The organism is Paenibacillus sp. FSL R10-2788, assembly GCF_038003885.1.
GTDB classification, from domain to species: Bacteria; Bacillota; Bacilli; order Paenibacillales; family Paenibacillaceae; genus Paenibacillus_AQ; species Paenibacillus_AQ odorifer.
In genome coordinates this window covers 888,823-906,918 of the sequence record NZ_JBBOQA010000001.1, presented here as the reverse complement: position 1 = coordinate 906,918, position 18,096 = coordinate 888,823, and the positions used below count along the sequence as shown (strand labels likewise).

The window sequence follows — 18,096 nt, the reverse complement described above, 5'->3', positions numbered from 1 at the left end:
CATGAGGTGCTTCCTGCCTGTGGCTGGTAAAAGCTTGCATTCCTCCGCTAAGCAAAGACAGTCTGCCCATGGAGCAAAGGGCTCCTTGGGCAGACCGGGGTGGGACTATATAATCTACCGGATGTAATTCAAGATGAACTGCGCAGCCTCGGCACGGGTCGCCAAGCCACCGGGCACAAAATTTCCGTCCGTGCGGCCATTCACCAGACCCAGTGATGACGCAGCATTCACGCTGTCTGCCGCCCAGGCTGCTACCTCACCGGAATCGGTGAATGTTGCCGGGGCTGATGACTGAAGCGCTCCATGCTCCAGTACATAGGCACGCATTAGCATAGTCACAATCTCCTGGCGGCTGATGTTCGCACTCGGATCGAAGTGTTCAGCAGTGCGTCCGCCTACAATACCTGCCCGGACCAGACGCGCCAGGTCCTGCTCATACCATACACCAGATGGCACATCACTAAATTTCAATTCCGCCTGAGCTTGCAGTCCCAGCACGCCAGCCAGCAGCTTCACAAATTCCGCTCTTGTAATACTGCGGGCGGGCTCAAATCCATTTTCGGAAGTGCCTTGTATCAGATGTTTAGCCGCCAGCTGGCGGATAGTGTCCGCAGCCCAATGGGTAGACGGAACGTCAGCGAAGGATTTATTGTACTCCAGCACAGCCAGCCTGCCTGTTCCGCTAAACTCTCCTAGCAGGAAGCCATTCGCGTATACTCCGCCGAGATAGGTAAGCGAACCCCCTTCAGCAATAGCATATAAACCAAGCAAATTAGTATTATAATCCGTATTTGCTGCACTCCATTGTATGGTTACTGGTTTGCTGAAGCTTGGAAGACGGTTAGATGTACCATTCCCCGCGATGATGCTCAGATCAAACGTCATCCCCGTACCCCGCAAGACCACCCCACGCTCTGCTTTCAGTGTGCTCATGTTCAAAGTTTCCGGGCTGAGCTTCACCTGAATCTTGCTGCCTGAAGCTTGAGCTTCATTAAGCAGAGCCTTCAATTGCACCAGCAATTCCGGCGCAATACCAAGTGTGGTTCCCGAGGCGGCCAATTCAAGTTGACGGATCCCTAGCAATTCACCTGCATTCACAGGCAGCTCGATAGCTGTAACGCCTGCCGGCACATTTACCGTCACTTTTCCGTTCTCAGTAGATGTACTGAGTGCACTTGCTGGAACAGTCAATGTTGCACTAGTCGGACTTGGAAGCGGCGTTGCTGTCGCTGCCGGAGTCGTTCCGCCAGTTCCCGTACCTGTCCCTGGAGCCGATGTCGGCTGCGGTGTAGATACAGGAGTATTGTGGACCTCCAAATCAATAATCCCGCTCTTTTGAACAGCCGTATAAGGGCGGCCATTCAGTATTTTGGTGTTGGTGACTACGGCCGTGTATTCGCCGCTGTCTGTTTCTTTTGCAGAAGCAATCGTATAATTACGCTCCACAGCGCCTTCAACGGCCTGCCCGTTTTTCAACCATTGGTAGCTTAACTCGCCATAAACTGCAGAAGCCACTACGGCAAAAGACACCTTATCACCTACAGCTGCCGGATTCTTATCTACGCTATAAGCGGTGATAATTGGCGCATCCGGTGCCGGATGTACTGTCACCGTAAGTTCATTACCGGTTCTTGTTGAAGGCTCCGTTCCCTCTTTTCCAGTCAGAACCACACGGAACTGCGTACCGCTGTCTGCTTCAGAAGCAGTATATGCGTATACCGCCGAAGTCACGCTCTCCGCCACAGTCCATTCCTCTGCGGTTGCTGCCTTCGTCTCCCAGTGAATCGATTCCACATCCCCGCGGATCTGTACGAACAGCTTCACCTCTTCACCGGTAATGACATCAAGTGCAGATGGAAGATCGGTTATGAAATCAGGCGCTTCCCATGGTGCTTCAGCCGGAGTTACGTTAAGTGTGTACTCTGCTTCACTGCTGTCACCAGATTCATTGGTGACGATGACCTTGTACTTATTGCCATTCATCCCGGTAGTCAAAGCAGGGATATTATAGAAGGCGGACATTCCCAACGCATCTCCATAACCGCTGCCTGTGTCCGCATACCAGGCATAAGTCAGCTGCCCTGCGCCAGTCGCAACTGCCGTTAGTGTCGCGGACGTATTTTCACGGAAGGAGCCTTCCCCTACGATCTGCACCTTTGGAGCTTGCAAGGCCCACTTCGCCTGCAAGTTCAGTTCACCGGTTATTAGATCTTCGGCAAAATTCCATCTTCGCGCACCTTCTCCTTCTCCAACGTACCAGCCTTCCAGGTCATAGCCCTCTCTGGCAATGCCCGTAGGCTCCAAGAGCAAAGTGCCATACACAGCCTCGGCCACAGTATTTGCTGGTTCACCCCCATTAGCATCAAAGAGAACGGGATAGCTGCCTTTCAGATAGACCGGTTTGGAGCGGTTGCCTGCATAATCCTCCATCACCACATGCACAACTTTTGCCGTCGAGGTAAAGCTTAAGCTCGCCTTAGTTGTCCGTCCACGGATAATCATCGGCTTATTGCCAGAGCTATACGTTGTGGCAAAAGATTTCGGATTCCCATCTTCATACACATACATATACCGCCAGTCTCTGGTATTCGGCATCGGCAGATTCAGCTTACCGTCCGTCCAGGACCATTCTTCCGCGTAAGGTTCCGCGACCGTGTCGATGAACCGGCCGCTGACCGAGACTGGATCGGTGTTGCCTGCGGTAACGGTGACAATGTAATCATCGCCGTTTACCGGCATCCCCGTGAACAGCGCAGTGCTTGCACCTGCCGGGACAACCACTTGCTGTGACACCGGTTCGGATGTCGTAATCCAATTCAAGGACTGCACTCGAACGGTAATGTCACCGGAAGCTTGAGCGGAGTTCGTCCAGTTCACATTCAACTCTCCGTCCGCACTTGAATCCACCTTCACTCCGGAAACCGCCGCATCCAGATCAAAAGCCAGCGTTGCCGCTTCACCCTCCACTCCATCCGCACCCACTGCAACCACTTTAAGGGTTCCGGATTTCACTGGGAGATGCTTCAGATAGAACACCTCATCGTATTTGCCGCCCATAAATACATCATTCACGTACACATTATATTGCTTGATCTTAGTGTAATCGGGATCTAGCTTCCACTTGACAACCATTTCACCTGTATCTGCAAAAGCTTCGGCAACTGCTAATTCCGCAGGAGCTGCGGGCTTTAGGGCAGACCCGTCATAAACGCGCAGCTGTCCGACGTTCATCTGGTAGTTGGACGCTGTTCCTTGCCCGGGATCGAAGACCAGTCCAAGGGCTGCAATATTATGACCCGCGTATGCACTCAGGTCCAGCTCCTTTGTCACCCAACCTTCCGAGTGTTGACCACTGTTTGGAATAGCGACCTCTACTACGGTATTCGGATCATCAGCCAGGATGAGTCCCACTTCCATCGCCGAAGCATCCGTGGCAGATGGCTTGTTGAAGCTGATCGACAGCTTGGAGTTGCCGTTGACCTCCAGCTCTGTTTTGTATAGACGCAAGAAGTTCTTCGCATTCAGATTGCCGTTCACCACCAGTGAACTGCCACCGTTATACGCACCGATCTGCTCATAGTTGTAACGGTTTGTACCCGCAAGGTTGTACTCCGGTCCATAATCAAAATCTACAGTAAGCTTATTGCCAGCAGTATCCTGCCACCACTGCCAAGTCACCGGGATATCCTGCAGGCTCATATTAGACCACTCATCCGGGTTCGATACTTCACCGTTCACGGAATAGGACAAGCCCTGTCCAGTGTTAAAATTGGTGTAAAAGTTCTTGTCCTTAATTACCGAACGCTCCGCAATGACGGAGGAGATTCCCGGCCAGTAACGGTTGTCGGCATAAACATCGGAAACAGTATTGGTTGCCGATTTGACCGTATTCTTAGGGTCCACGTTCGGGCCTGACCACCATAGCTGCTCACGCAGTTTTGTCATCCATTGGTAGTCATTTTCGGATCTGTGCGAGACCGGGTAAGACAGGTTCATGTCCTCATCCAGACCGGCATGAACGAAGTCCGCACCGAGTGTAGCCAAGCTGAGCCGTGGCAAGCCATTGCTGTCCAGCTTGTTCATCAACGCTGTTCCGTTAACGGACTTGAACCGGTCGCGGCCTGCTTCCAGCCCTGCAAAACCAACGTCAAACAAGTTGTAGCTTGTTCCCAGACTGGCATTCAGATTGCTTAAGTAATTAGCCGCGTTGGTAATCTGTGTATTGCCAGCCCCGTAGTCGAAGAAAAACGAATTGGAGACGGGTTCCTTGGTGCTTTTATCCACTAAAAAGGAGATATTGGTATCATTAATCGTCCGGGCGAACGTATTAGCACCGGTATTGGTGTTCAGAGAGTCATACCACTGTACATATAGGCCGCCCTCTTGCAGCACCTTCATAAAAGCGATGTAATCGGGGATATCCTGGGTCGCGACATTCGGATTCATCTCTTCCTGATTTACAAAATAACCGTCAAACCCGAAATATCCGGCCATCTCGATCAGTTTATCCGCCACCGGAAAATTACCATTCTCGTCTTTAACTATCATTTGTTTGTACGTCTGCTGTCCACGGTCATTATTGGAAAAAAAGATTCCCGCCAATGACAGCACGCCGTTCTTATGCGCTGCATCGGTGTAGGTAGGGTTCGGGATGTTCAGCATGCCGAATTCGAACCATTTTTGCTGCCAGTCCTTCTGGGCCAATTCATCATAATATTCCGGCGGGGTGTACGCAGTTGCTGTACCGTGCCAATAGGAGTAGTAATCGATATATTGCCAAAAGTTAAAATGATACTGCGCAAACTTGTTCGTATACGGCGCGTTCTCAATAAAAGCATTCCCGTAGTCGCCAGCAACGTTGATCATCTGTGTATCTGCGCTAAGCGCTGGGTTAGCTTGGGTTGCAGCAAATGGGGCATTCCGCTTCTGCAGCGGCACCCGCGATCTCAACAGCTCTGCATCCGGATCAGTTGCCGGACTCCAGTTCGCAATATGGCTGCTCGTATATCCATGTACATTAGGCTGATTGGCACCCGGCGCACTGTCTCCTGTAAAAGGCCATGTATCGCCGGCGTAAGCCGTTAGGGGAAGTCCTGAAACTAGCAAAGCTGCCGCCAGAACAGCTGATGTCAGCTTACGACGCGCTCTTTTACCGGTGTGAAGGTTCATTTTCCACTCTCCTCGTCCTGTAGTTGTTTCGGTTACTCTCATCCATGAAGCGTAATGTGTGCTGTCTATGTCGCCGAACAGCCAGGTAGATTACTTCTGTTATCCCGTCCCTCTGCCGCTCCTACCCTCTTCTGCCTGCACATTCTGTATCCAACCACATATGTGCAAGCGCATTCATATTTGTCGGCAACCCCCCTGTCTTACTTTGATTAGTCCACCCTAATCTAACCCAGATCTTTCCTTACAAATAGCCGCAAAATTAAAGATATGCTGGATAAATTAAAGATTATCGCGCCAGCAGGGATCGATATCCTGGCAATGAGTGGGTTGTTAAACATATGTTGGTTGAAAATATAAAGAGGATAAAGGAGCGTGGCCTCTTTTGCCTCTTATCTCCGCCACTCCGCCGTATTCGCTCAAATCAGAGGCACTTTTGCTTCTCTTTCACGCCGCACCACCGTATCGCCGCCTCCCTCAGACTACCCAGCTACGAAAAAAAGATTGTCTCTCCGTCATCAACGATGACCTTGAGGCAATCTTTTTTCAAACCATCCGATTTAGTTACTTTCCTTGCTTCTCAAGCAAGTTCAGAATGATTGTTACTGCTTCAGCCCGGGACGCTACCTGGTTAGGTGCGAAACGATTTTGTCCTATGCCATTCACAATGCCCGCGTCTGCTGCTGCCGCAATATATGGTACTGCCCATGCGGGTACATCCTTAGCATCATTGAAGGTTAAGGTCGCTTTTGGATCTACTGTAATGCCCAGAGCCCTAACAACCATAACTGCTAATTCAGTGCGAGTAAGCTCCTGCGTAGGACGGAAGGTACCATCGTCATAGCCGCTGATAATTTGCAAAGCTACTGCCTGAGCTACAAAGGACTTAGCCCATGCCGGAATCTTCGCTGAATCCTTAAAGCTTGAAGTGTTACCACTGTCCGGCAATTGCAGGGCACGAGCCAGCATAGTGATAAATTCAACCCGATTTACTTTCTGATTAGGACGGAAAGTATTATCCGGATAACCGCTAACGAAGCCTCCTGCTACTGCCTTCTCAATAGCCGCTGCTGCCCAATGGCTGCCAGTATCCGTCAATGATGGTTTGACTACTGGCGTTGCAGATGGTGTAGGCACCGTTGTTGGTGCTGGTGTAGCTGTTGGTGCTACTGTTGGCGTTGGTGTTGGTGTCGGTTTTGTTGTTGCCACTGGACCTGTTGATGATCCTGTTGTTGGTGCTGCTGTTGGTGCTGCTGTTGGTGCTGTCGTTGGCGCTGTTGTCGGTTCCGTCGTTGGCGCTGTTGTCGGTTCCGTTGTCGGCGTTGTTGTCGGTTCTGGTGTTGGGCTTACTTCAGGATCTGCTTCCTTAATAATACCAAACTCTTCCAGAACGTATGGTTTAGCATCATTAATATTCTGATCGATCTCATAAGATACAGCTGTTAATTTGCCAGCATCTACAGTAATACCTACAAAGGTCTGAACTTGACCGCGTTTTGGACGCGTAGCATCACTTGGGTCCGGTCCGTATTTTGCTGCTGTATTCTCATTTGCTACTTCGAAGAGATTATAATACGCATCTCCCAATTCTGGTTTCATGTTCTTGTAGTAAACCTTCGCTCCCGCTGTAGCTGGGATCAGATAAATCGTTCCATCTGGATTTACTGTGTACTCTACAGTTTGACCATTGAAGCTTTCCTTGATCTTCACTGTGTCTGCCGCAGTTCCATCAGCTTTAATTGGCTTGGTCCGGGCATAAATATGGTCGTGTCCTTGAAGAACCAAGTCAATGCCCAGTTCAGCCATCATTGGAGCAACCTTCGCTCTTTCTCCATTTGTACCCATAATGTCTTTGTCAGTAGCATGGTTAGAGGTTGTGTATGGACCTTTATGCATAGCTACGATAATCCACTTCGCACCAGCAGCCTTCGCTGCTTTTACGTCAGCCTTCATCCAATCCAACTGTGCTTGGCTGAAGTTAGCAAATTCATCGGAATTCTCATTTGTATTCAGGACTACAAAGTGAGCATTGCTGTAGTCATAGGAATAATATGCTCCAGTTTCTGTTGCAGAGCCCGGTGCTTCCTTAATATTGTAGTGCTCATAGAAGGCATTTGCCTTATCCTCATGATTCCCCGCAACAGGCACGATGGTCGTGTTAAGCAGGGTATCCTGCGAATGACCAAGCAACCAATTCCATTGTGATTCATTAGTTCCGGTATCTACGATATCTCCGTTAATCGCCACAAACTCAGCATTCGGGAACGTCGTAAGTGCTTTTGCCATCGTTTCACCGGAAAGAATCGCTTCATCTTCGGTCTTAGCCTGTGTATCAGCCAAATCGATGAAAGTAAATGCTCCTGTCTTAGCGGCAGTTTCAAAAGTTCCCACTGCACTCCACAGGCCTAATGCTTTATCACCTACACGGAAGTAGTATTTTGTATCAGCTTTCAGGCCAGAAGCTTCCGCTTTATGAACTAATTCATCTTTTGAATTTCTGGAAACCGCCGAACGTCCTGTAAACTCAGCAGCCTTAGCAAAGTCTGGAGTAACGCCCGTATTTTCTACAACCTGCAGATCGTTTCCAGTAGACTTCAACGCTGTGTACCAAGTGAAGCCTTTTGCACTCACTGGGTCGCCATTAAAGGTAACTGTAACCTTTTTAATCGAATCCGTTGAAGCGATAGCAGCTTCTGAATTTGTTCTTTCACTTACAGCTTTGATAACAAATTGATAGGTTTGGTTTGAATTAGTATTTTCTACAGTGTAAGTATAAGAAGCTTTACCTTCTTCATTAGGAACACTGGCCGTCCAATTTGCCGATACCAGATCATTTTGCTCATAAATACGATATCCAGACACTGGTGCACCGGAAGCAGGCGCATCCCAAGTCAACGTTATTTTACCACCATCTGCTGCAGTAGCCTTTGCATTTTGCACAGGTTTAACTGCTACTTCCGATTTATGAATGCTGTAGTTATCATACAAGTCTGTAGAACCACCAGTTGTTGTGGTGTAGGCTTCGTAAGATAGCTCATCATTCGTTACCGTCATCCCCGTGAACATTTCCTTGCCAGGCTGTCCGTATTTAGCTGCAAAAGGGAATGTTCCTGAAGCTACGTTGTATTTTTTATTGCCCGCTGCATTTGTAATCAGGTATAAAGTACCCTTAGGATCAGTTACTACTCCGTTTGAGTCCGGAACAATATCCGTCAATGGCTTGTTGTTGTACATCTGATAGCTTCTAGCAAAGGTGTGGTCATGCCCGCCAATTACCATGTCGATACCAAGCTCATCAAACACCTTCGTTAATTGCGCTCTGTAAAAGAGCACATCTGTATCATTGGTGTGATTGGCAACGGAATAAGGAGATTTATGCAGAAGCACAACCTTCCATTTCTGATTGCTTTTTGCTGCTTCGCTACGAAGCCATTCCACTTGTTTATTGTAAATTTCGTTATTCTCAAGATTCGAGCTTGCACCATAATATTCTGTATTAATTACCATAAAGTGCGCTGAACCGTAGTCAAAAGAATATACAGAACCATCAGGCTTCGCACCTGTATTCGAAACATTCGGCAAATTAAAATGAGAGCTATAATTGCTATAATTTTTGCTTTCATGGTTGCCTACCAAAGGCACCAACGGAATATTCGCTAAAATATCCTTAGGCTTATTGAAAAACCATCCCCATTGCTCCTCAATATCACCGTTATCCACCAAATCACCAGAATTCAGAATAAACTCACTTTCCGGGAATTTAGTCAATCCTTCTTGAAGGGTATGATTCCAGATATCAAAATCTTCTTCAGTTGTCCCTTGGGAATCCGTTGTATATAGGAATTTAAAAGCTTGGTTGCTGGAACGTTCTGTCTTAAAAGTTCCTACGTCGCTCCAATTATCAGCTTGTCCATCTCCAGCACGGTAAGCATATTCCGTGCCCGGCTGCAGATGATCCGCTATTACCTTATGGCTGGTTAGCACAAGTGGTTTTTTAGCTGATTTATCCGCTTTTGTCATATACACACTAGTTGTAACGGATGTTCCTTCATACAATTGAGCTCCTGCCGCTGGAAACTGGCCATTCTCCAATTTAGAAGCTTCTACCACTTCCAGTTTGGTGCCAGTCACACTTTCAGGTGCATACCAGTTAAATCCCATACTAGTCTGCGGGTTGCCATTAAAAGTAATTGCGATAGAATCTGGCTTCCCAACTCCAGGTTCTACTGTCTCCACTACAGGATAAGCAATCAGGCTCATATCCCAATAAAGGTCAGAGCTAGTGTCGCCTGTCTGGTGAACTTCAGCTGAAAGCTCATTACTTCCATCCTTCAGATTGGCTTTTACGATTTCCGTTAGGTCAACCTTTGTATACTCATTTGGATCACTGCCATTAGTTGTACTAAGTGTCTGATAGTCGATTTCACCAGCTGGCATAGCCTCGCGGTAGATTTCTGCACCGTTCAGATACAGCACAACTCCGTCATCAAATGCAAAATTACCCAATACTTTATCCGATTTTGTAATTTCTTCCTTATTCACAGTTACATTTGTCCGGAAATAGGAAGTACGATATTTCTTCTTTTTATCCGAGCCGTAGCTTATATTTGTATTCAGAGCACCAAATTGCTTGCTGCTGACTCCGGCCCCAGAATCTTTATAACCAAGCGGCGCTTGGCCTGATGCCCATGTAGAATCATCGTAAACAGACCGCCATACCGAACCTTGATCCGTTCCGTTATCTAGATATTTCCATGTAGAATTGCCCGCCAGTAGTGTAATTGGCTCTAGCGTTTGTAATTGCAGTAATCCAGCATCCTCATTGCTGTCTTCTGCAAAAGCTGGCATTCCTGTAAATGTAAGTCCCAGTACCATAACGAAGGCTAGTGTCATGGATACTGCTTGTTTTAATAACCTGTTCATAATCAGTCTCCCTTACTGTTATTATGAAATGCTTGCATCCATTCATAGTAACTACTAAATATTTTCACAATGTACGGATTGATCCACTAGTTTGTAAAAACGGCTTGTGTATTTAATCAGGCAAAAGTGGTTACAGTAACGGCAAGGTTATGATCAAGGAGGACAAACATGGACGATACTCAAGCTTTTGTAGACAAAGTACACGACACCCAGAAGAAAGCAGAAAAGAACAAACAGAATCACGGTAAAGGAACACCAAGCCAAAAGCTGCCTAATAAACAGCACAGTAAATAGAACACGCCTCCACGAAAACAAAAAAAGCAGCAAGCCCTCCCGGATCGGAGTGACTTGCTGCTTTACTTTTTGTAAATTGAGCTTTGCTTTTAAAGGAGTTATTTACTCCATTTCACCACATTCACGGCTACCTTCTCTAATTGCGCCTTGCTCAAAGCCTTGTCTGGAGAACTAATCGTCACAAAACGATCATCCAGTTTATAGGTCAAAAACAATGAATCGCTGGTAGGGCTGTACCACTTAGCTTCTGTACCATTGGAAAGCTTTATGGTATCGCCTTTGTAATCATAGGAGTAGTCACGTGGAGAAACGTTCACCCTCATATGGTTGAACAAAAAGTACACTCCATCTTCAGAGCTAGCTGCCTTTTGATAAGCGTCTCCACTCACCATTTGTGCTGGTGCATAAACCGTTTTAAACCCATCGAAATTTGCAAAAGCTTTAGAAATTTGTTCTTTTTGAGCGTTGCTGTACTGTACTGGTGTTAATGTATCTTTATCCGGCACCACAGTTCCAGTACCCAGAATGACCTGATTCGCTGCCGCATCAAAAGTCACTGGCACCTTCAACACGTCAGCCAAGGCGCGTACAGGAAGGTAGGTTGTATTGTTATAAGTAATCGGAGCTAATGTGTTACCTTTATTATCAACAGGCGTATAAGCTGCACCATTCACTTTAAATCCAATGCTGTGATTGAGGTATGCGGTGATTTTTTGCAGCTTAGTTCCTGCGTACACACCAGCCGAACCTGTGATTGCCATCCCAAATACCATCGTTGCTATAATGAACTTTTTACTTTTCATATGTTATGCCTCCTTAGAAGATCAATCTCGGTTTTTACTTTAGCTCAAGTTTTAAAAGAATATGTCTCTAAGTTGTATTTAACTTGTACCCAATTTGTAAAGAAACTATTCATCTGGAGCTCTGGTTTGTATAAAAAAAACAGCAACCCGCTTATCCCATAAGGATTTAACGGATTGCTTAGAGCTTTAACCTTGATACGGAGTTGTAACCTTATACACTTCTGAATATAAAATTTCTCTATAAAGTTGGAATTCTTCTTCATCAACAGGGTTAGGGTAAGTCATAATTAAGAGTGGTAAGTCTTCATTTCCTTCACGCAAAGGAGGCTGCACATAATCGTAAGGATTCAAATGAAAGCCCAGCCGCTCATAAAAGCCAATTCTCCGCTGCTCCATTTCACCCAGTGGCCGCTCAACTTCCAAAAGGACAGGCTTGTTAGATAGACTGATGTATTCAGTCATCAGCTTTTTGCCAATTCCTCCGCCTCTAATGCTTGGGTCGACTGCTATATGTTCTACAAAACGAAAGCCGGGAAACTCCCAGCAGGCCATAAAAGCAACAATTTTACCCTCAGAGTTCATCTCGGTAATGAGACGATAATCTGGAACGTCCAATAACTCCTGTTGTCCCTCAAAGGTTCTGATCTCAGAAGTAGGAAATGAGGCTTCCATAATAGCGAATATTTCATCAAAAGTTGTGTGATTCATAACATAAGTTCTCACTTTCTGGATTTGTGGTCTATTATAAGTATACCTTACACATATTATCTTAACCCGAAATTCATTAAGAACTCAAGGTACTAGTACCTGGTACTAGGATAACGTGATATACTAAATAGAACAGTTATACACATCTTGTTTGATATAGGAGAGGTTCATATTGGATAATCAGCAATGGATCGCACCTGAGTTCTACAATCTCACTTCGGAAATGGAAAGCCATGCTCCTGAGAAGATTGCGCTTAAGTGGTTAAATGAGCAAGGAGATTATGAGGAAATTACTTACGGTGAATTACGCAAACAAGCTAACCGGCTGGCCGGAGGACTTGCGAAGCTTGGGCTGCAACAAGGGGATCGTGTTCTTGTTATGGTTCCACGCCGCATCATCGCTTATGTCATCTATTTAGCTTGTCTGAAACAAGGACTTGCCATCATTCCATCCTCAGAAATGCTGCGTGCCAAAGATTTATCCTACCGCCTGCGCCATTCTGAAGCCAGAGCGGTTATTGCTTGGTCCGAAGTAACCGGGGAAGTTAATAAAATCTCAGAGGATCTTCCTGCTCTCGATTACCGTCTTTCCGTATCTGGCAGCTCAGACGAACTCGGTGAAGGCTGGCTGGATCTAGAAAGTCTGATGGTCGGACAACCAGATACCTTCACAGCAGTCGCAAGCCGCCGGGATGATATGGCTATTCTCGCCTACACCTCAGGTACTACCGGCAACCCTAAAGCGGTCGTTCATAGTCATGGCTGGGGTTATGCTCACTTGCGGATCACCTCACCTCAATGGCTGGATATTCAAGGATCTGACACCGTCTGGGCAACAGCAGCTCCCGGCTGGCAAAAGTGGATCTGGAGTCCCTTCTTAACCGTTCTTGGCAACGGAGCTACAGGTTTTGTATATAGTGGATCCTTTCATCCCAAAAAATATTTGCAGCTATTGCAGGATCACAAAATTCAAGTATTATGCTGCACCCCAACGGAATATCGTCTAATGGCTAAAACAGAAGACTTAGGTCGTTACGACTTGTCTACCCTGCGTTGTGCAGTATCTGCCGGAGAGCCATTAAATCAAGAGGTCATTAACACCTTTCAGCGTGAATTCGATATCACAATCCGTGATGGGTACGGCCAGACGGAAAGCACCCTAATTATCGGAACACTCAAAGATACTCCAATACGCATTGGTTCTATGGGTAAATCAATCGCACCCGGCTTAGTCGAGGTTGTGGACGAAGACGGCAAGCCACTACCTGCTGGAGTGGTTGGTGATATTGCCGTACATTTGAGTATGCCAGCCCTGTTCCACACTTATTACAAAGATCCCGGTAGAAAAGAAAGCTCCACACACGGCGAATTCTTCATAACCGGCGACCGGGCAAAAAAAGATGAAGATGGTTATTTCTGGTTCGAGGGCCGTGGGGATGACATTATCATTAGCTCAGGTTACACTATCGGTCCTTTCGAGGTAGAAGAAGCATTGATGAAGCATGCCTCCGTTAAGGAATGTGCGGTCGTAGCCAGTCCAGACGAGATCCGTGGGCACATTGTTAAAGCATTTATCGTGCTCAAGGATGAAATTGTTGGTTCACCAGAGCTTGTAAAAGAGCTGCAATCCCATGTTAAAGAGTGGACAGCCCCTTATAAATATCCGCGCAAAATCGAGTTTATTCAGGATCTTCCGAAGACGACCTCCGGTAAAATACGGCGAGTAGAGCTTCGTGAGCAAGAGAACCAAGCTGCGCAGGAATAAACATAGCCATGGAATTCACCTTATTAAAAAATAAAGAGCAGCTAGTCCATAAATGGACTGCTGCTCTTGTTTATTTGGCATCAGGTCGTTACTCGGACCAATATTTCGCATCCGGGTTCAGCGCCGCGCCAACTTCGCCTTCTAATACTAAATCGCAATCGAGGTAGCCCTCTTCATCCAGGAAATAAACCTCCTGCTTGTAGAACTCGCATAAGGTCTCCAAGAATTTATCGGGCGAATCATACATCACGATTAAATCGCCGAAATCATGGAGCAGGTCACATACCTGTTCCACACCATCGGCAGACTTATAATAACAAATGAAATCACTGCCATAGTTCGTTAAGATAGGCAAGATAACTCCATCAGGATGTTGACCTTTTTCCTCCAATATCCCAGCTAATACCTTCATCTCCTCTTCATATTCATCCATATGAATCAGGCGGTACCCTGGAATAAATTCGATAAGGCTTGGTTCCTCTTCCTCACTGCTTGTCCCTGAGACAGTGCTATAAATAGCTTTCAGCAGTTCAGGAGTCTCCGGCAAAACTGCCGTAATCTTTGCTTCGTTACCGCCCTTGCCCAAGCTGGCAATATAATCAGGGCGTAATTCTGCGGACAGCTTAAGGTATTCTTGAAATTGTTCTGTCAATTTATTGGTGTGCATATTGTCATCCTTTACTTATTCGCAGAAGTCCACATCTTCATCAGCCACGTATCGAAGTCAGCGCCTTTTTCACCTTCATAAGCGTCGTACACGTCAACTCTCATCTTCTTCAACTTCTCTTTGAAGTCCTCGTAAGAATGATCTCTTGGCAGGCTCTTTTTAATTCTCAGCAGGATCTTGGATACGCCTTTAACTAGTTCAGGCTTGTTCTTCGATGGCACCTTAACGTCTTCACCAAAAGCCTTCAGCTTAAGGTAAGCAGCTTCTTGAACTGTATATACAGGATCGCTCTCCATTAAACGCGTCAGGATATCGATAATTTGTTTGTGGTTGGTCTGTCCCAGCTCTTCAACTGCTTCTAGACGTGCTCTCCAATCCGCAGAGCGGTTGGCAGCTTTCTTTAATTCCTCATAATTCTCCGGTAGTTCATTGTTCAGTTCTTCGATCATTCCGTTCAATCCCCTTCTATTAAAAACTATCTATCTTACAGTAACAGTATAACCAACCATTGCGCAAGCTAAGAGAGGAAGATCTTTGCATGAATTCATGTGAATATCATATTTCCGCAAAAATATGGGTAAAGTATCCGAAGTAAGTATCCAGCGCAACATTCTATCGACTATATACGTTAGTAACTAGAGAAATTTAGACAATACATCAAGGAGAGTGACCTAAGTTGAAAAAGCATACCTTCATGCTAGCGTTAACCATTGTACTAAGTGTGGTGCTTGGCGCCTGTTCCAGCAACAACAGTAACAATGGAGCTGCCATTGAAACGAATCTAACTGCAAAAGAAATGGTCGATCAAATGCTGAGCAAAGTAGAGCAGCCATCATTAATGGAGCTTGATGCGGCTACAGTCGAACAGCTATATCATCTCAACCCAGAATTGCTTGAAGATTATAGCATTAGAATGCCTATGATGAATGTGAAGACTAACGAAATTGCCGTTCTGAAAGTTAAAGATGTAAAAGATATGACTACTGTTGAGGATGCCATCAAAGCGCGTGCAACAGATGTTCAAAAACAATTCGAAACCTATCTGCCTGATCAATACGAAAATGCCAAGAACTATAAACTTATTAAAAAGGGTAACTATTTCCTGTTCGTTATTGCTGATCCTGCGGATCAAGATAAACTCGTAGCAGACTTCGATACTTACTTCACAGAAAAATAAATAACCATGGTATTCAGCAGCCTACTTTTCCTATTCCTATTCCTGCCGGCTGTCCTAGCGCTCTACTATGTTTCGCCCTGGCGAATCAAAAACCTCATATTGTTTTTAAGCAGCCTGGTTTTTTATGCTTGGGGCGAACCTGTCTACATTGTAATCATGTTGCTGTCCACCATTACAGATTACAGCTTTGGTTTACTGCTCAGCAGACCAAAGCTGACTGCGGTGCAGCGCAAGTGGATTGTGGTTAGTTCTGTCATTATTAATCTAGGCTTATTGTCGTATTTTAAATACGCAGATTTTCTCATCCAAAATATAAATGGACTCCTCGGTACACATATTCCTTTAACGGATTTACCTTTACCTATTGGGATTTCATTTTATACTTTTCAATCCATGTCCTATATTATTGACGTCTATAGAGGAACTTCGAAAGCACAACGCAATTGGATTGATTTCGGTACATTCGTAGCGCTGTTTCCACAGTTAGTAGCAGGTCCGATTGTTCAATATAACACCATTGCCGGGCAACTACGTGAACGTTCGGTCGATATCCCCATGTTCGCAGAAGGTGTACGGAGATTCATAATCGGATTAGCCAAAAAAGTACTGCTCGCCAACAACATCGGTCTGCTCTGGCACACCATATCCAGCTCCAACCTAGATTCCCTGCCTGCTTTAACCGCCTGGCTTGGGATTATTGCGTTTGCTTTTCAGATCTATTTTGACTTCAGCGGGTATTCGGATATGGCTATTGGTCTCGGTCTCATGTTCGGCTTCCGCTTTAACGAGAACTTCAACAAACCTTATATCTCTCAGAGTATTACTGACTTCTGGCGGAGATGGCATATTTCCCTTAGCAGTTGGTTTCGTGACTATGTCTACATCCCGCTTGGAGGCAACCGCCGGGGGTTAGGCGTTCAAGTGCGCAACATCCTCATCGTATGGCTGCTCACGGGTATCTGGCACGGGGCAAGCTGGAATTTTCTGCTCTGGGGATTATACTTCGGGGTCATTCTTATCTTTGAAAAATGGTGGGGATTAAAGCTATTAAGCCACCTCCCCCGTTGGACAAGACATTTATATGCTGTAGTACTTATACTCATCGGATGGGTCTTATTCGCTTTTGAAGAACTTCCTCTGGTCATTGGCTACTTACAAGCGATGCTTGGCTTTAATGGACAGCCGTTATGGAATAATACCACTTTATACTTCACTTACACGAACGCGATTCTACTCGTGGTGTTAACCTTTGCCTCTACACCTGTGAAGCTCTCCAAGCGGATGGATTCTAGATCGGTTCCTGCTCTTGTTTGGTATGGCGTGTTATTTTTCCTATCTGTAGCCTACTTAGTAGATGCAACCTTTAATCCATTTTTATATTTCCGATTCTAACCATTAGGGGGTGATTGTTTATGAAGCTGAAGACGGATCGAATCCTGGTTGGGGGATTTGCTGCAACGTTATTTCTGGTCGCTATCCTTTTTTTCTTACTGCCTGTTCAGCGTTTCTCTGAGCTTGAGAACCGGTATTTGCAAAAGGCACCCCATCTGACATGGGACAATTTATTATCCCACACCTATGCGGAAGAGGCCGAAAGCTTTGTAACCGATCATTTTCCATTTCGGGCCAAATGGGTATGGGTGAAATCGGCGGTGGAACAGATGAGGCTGCAGCAAGAGAATAACGGAATCTATAAGGGAAAAGACGGCTATCTTTTCGAAAAATTTGCAGCACCTGATTACACTAAAGTTCAGCAATATGCAGCAGCTGTGAAACGCTTTGCCGATAACAATCCTGATGCAAACACCACTTTCTTACTCGCACCTACATCGGTTGGCTTGTACAAGGAACGTCTACCCTGGTTAGCTCCTGTCTACTCGCAAGCTGAGGTGAATCAAACAATAGCTAAGGATGTAGGAGATAGCCTTACTTTTATAAATGGATTTGATGTTCTTAGCCCACATGCCGCAGAACCCATTTACTATCGGACCGACCATCACTGGACAACCTACGGTGCCTACTTAGCTTATGTAGCCTATGCTCAAAGCATGGGCTGGCAGCCTCTGTCCCGGAGCGAATACCAGATTCAGACTGTGAGTAATTCATTTCTCGGGAGCTATCATACCCGGGGGCAATTTATCGGGGTCACACCTGACTCCATTCAAATGTACAAACCTAATCATGAGGTATCCACCCAAATGTACATTGAAGATACCGGTGAGACTTTAACAAGTATGTATGACCCAAGTTTTCTGGCGAAAAAAGATAAGTACTCTTATTTCCTAGGGGGCGTACATGCGCTCATGAAAATTACCAGCCAGCTTGATCCAACAACGGTCAAACAGGAAAAGCTGCTCGTCATCAAGGACTCTTATGCACATAGCGTTATTCCTTTCCTGACTCAGCATGTGCCTGAAATCCATGTGATCGATATCCGTTATTATAATGGAAACATCAGTGACTATATGGCTCAAAATGATATCAAGGATGTCTTGCTGCTTTTTAATACGGCTACTTTTATTGATAATGCGGCGCTATTGAAGCTTAATTAATGATATTGCGATGGATGCGGTGAAAAGACCTTTAATATGGT

The 18,096-nt window shown here is 45.9% G+C and carries 11 protein-coding genes; 5 read left to right on the top strand and 6 right to left on the bottom strand.

Annotated elements, in window-relative coordinates; all coding sequences use genetic code 11:
* Nucleotides 1-114: 114 nt before the first annotated feature.
* Together NSQ50_RS03920 and NSQ50_RS03915 are read right to left on the bottom strand one after the other, a co-directional pair.
* On the bottom strand, nt 115-5,169 hold the full coding sequence (locus NSQ50_RS03920; RefSeq protein ID WP_081386942.1) for an endo-beta-N-acetylglucosaminidase: 5,055 nt from the start codon (nt 5,167-5,169) through the stop codon (nt 115-117).
* Nucleotides 5,170-5,730: 561 nt separating this feature from the next.
* The gene (locus NSQ50_RS03915) at nt 5,731-10,089 is read right to left on the bottom strand and encodes an S-layer homology domain-containing protein (protein WP_076224350.1); all 4,359 of its coding nucleotides are present in this window, start codon (nt 10,087-10,089) and stop codon (nt 5,731-5,733) included.
* A gap of 168 nt (nt 10,090-10,257) precedes the next feature.
* Here NSQ50_RS03915 and NSQ50_RS03910 point away from each other — a divergent pair, with 168 nt between their 5' ends.
* Complete coding sequence (locus NSQ50_RS03910; protein WP_051491363.1) at nt 10,258-10,383, top strand: DUF4023 domain-containing protein; 126 nt, start codon at nt 10,258-10,260, stop codon at nt 10,381-10,383.
* A 98-nt stretch (nt 10,384-10,481) separates the two neighbouring features.
* Here the strand turns inward: NSQ50_RS03910 and NSQ50_RS03905 are convergent, their stop codons facing one another.
* Nucleotides 10,482-11,186, bottom strand: a complete 705-nt coding sequence (locus NSQ50_RS03905) for a hypothetical protein (protein WP_036684919.1) — start codon at nt 11,184-11,186, stop codon at nt 10,482-10,484.
* 186 nt (nt 11,187-11,372) lie between these two features.
* Nucleotides 11,373-11,894: a GNAT family N-acetyltransferase gene (locus NSQ50_RS03900; RefSeq protein WP_036684918.1), complete on the bottom strand. Its 522-nt coding sequence runs from the start codon at nt 11,892-11,894 to the stop codon at nt 11,373-11,375.
* A 169-nt stretch (nt 11,895-12,063) separates the two neighbouring features.
* Between NSQ50_RS03900 and mbcS the strand changes: the two genes are divergently transcribed.
* The gene (mbcS, locus tag NSQ50_RS03895; RefSeq protein WP_036684916.1) at nt 12,064-13,659 is read left to right on the top strand and encodes an acyl-CoA synthetase MbcS; all 1,596 of its coding nucleotides are present in this window, start codon (nt 12,064-12,066) and stop codon (nt 13,657-13,659) included.
* 88 nt (nt 13,660-13,747) lie between these two features.
* Here the strand turns inward: mbcS and NSQ50_RS03890 are convergent, their stop codons facing one another.
* Together NSQ50_RS03890 and NSQ50_RS03885 are read right to left on the bottom strand one after the other, a co-directional pair.
* Nucleotides 13,748-14,326, bottom strand: coding sequence for an SMI1/KNR4 family protein (locus NSQ50_RS03890; protein ID WP_076098672.1), 579 nt, complete (start codon nt 14,324-14,326; stop codon nt 13,748-13,750).
* 11 nt (nt 14,327-14,337) lie between these two features.
* Nucleotides 14,338-14,775 carry a HEAT repeat domain-containing protein gene (locus NSQ50_RS03885; protein WP_036684913.1) on the bottom strand — a complete coding sequence of 146 codons (438 nt, stop codon included), beginning with the start codon at nt 14,773-14,775 and terminating at the stop codon, nt 14,338-14,340.
* Nucleotides 14,776-15,002: 227 nt separating this feature from the next.
* On the opposite strand from NSQ50_RS03885, the gene NSQ50_RS03880 reads away from it, so the two are divergent.
* From NSQ50_RS03880 to NSQ50_RS03870, 3 genes are read left to right on the top strand one after another with little or no spacing between them, the layout of a single operon-like run.
* The gene (locus NSQ50_RS03880) at nt 15,003-15,503 is read left to right on the top strand and encodes a DUF4358 domain-containing protein (protein WP_036684911.1); all 501 of its coding nucleotides are present in this window, start codon (nt 15,003-15,005) and stop codon (nt 15,501-15,503) included.
* A gap of 6 nt (nt 15,504-15,509) precedes the next feature.
* Nucleotides 15,510-16,895 carry an MBOAT family O-acyltransferase gene (locus NSQ50_RS03875; protein ID WP_036684909.1) on the top strand — a complete coding sequence of 462 codons (1,386 nt, stop codon included), beginning with the start codon at nt 15,510-15,512 and terminating at the stop codon, nt 16,893-16,895.
* A 20-nt stretch (nt 16,896-16,915) separates the two neighbouring features.
* Entirely contained in the window at nt 16,916-18,055 is a 1,140-nt protein-coding gene (locus NSQ50_RS03870) for a DHHW family protein (protein ID WP_076105354.1), read from the top strand.
* The last annotated feature ends 41 nt before the right edge of the window (nt 18,056-18,096 follow it).

Coding starts and splice junctions, on each gene's coding strand:
- NSQ50_RS03920 (WP_081386942.1), bottom strand. CDS start 5,169: ATGAACCTTCACACCGGTAAAAGAGCGCGTCGTAAGCTGACATCAGCT.
- NSQ50_RS03915 (WP_076224350.1), bottom strand. CDS start 10,089: ATGAACAGGTTATTAAAACAAGCAGTATCCATGACACTAGCCTTCGTT.
- NSQ50_RS03910 (WP_051491363.1), top strand. CDS start 10,258: ATGGACGATACTCAAGCTTTTGTAGACAAAGTACACGACACCCAGAAG.
- NSQ50_RS03905 (WP_036684919.1), bottom strand. CDS start 11,186: ATGAAAAGTAAAAAGTTCATTATAGCAACGATGGTATTTGGGATGGCA.
- NSQ50_RS03900 (WP_036684918.1), bottom strand. CDS start 11,894: ATGAATCACACAACTTTTGATGAAATATTCGCTATTATGGAAGCCTCA.
- NSQ50_RS03890 (WP_076098672.1), bottom strand. CDS start 14,326: ATGCACACCAATAAATTGACAGAACAATTTCAAGAATACCTTAAGCTG.
- NSQ50_RS03885 (WP_036684913.1), bottom strand. CDS start 14,775: ATGATCGAAGAACTGAACAATGAACTACCGGAGAATTATGAGGAATTA.
- NSQ50_RS03875 (WP_036684909.1), top strand. CDS start 15,510: ATGGTATTCAGCAGCCTACTTTTCCTATTCCTATTCCTGCCGGCTGTC.
- NSQ50_RS03870 (WP_076105354.1), top strand. CDS start 16,916: ATGAAGCTGAAGACGGATCGAATCCTGGTTGGGGGATTTGCTGCAACG.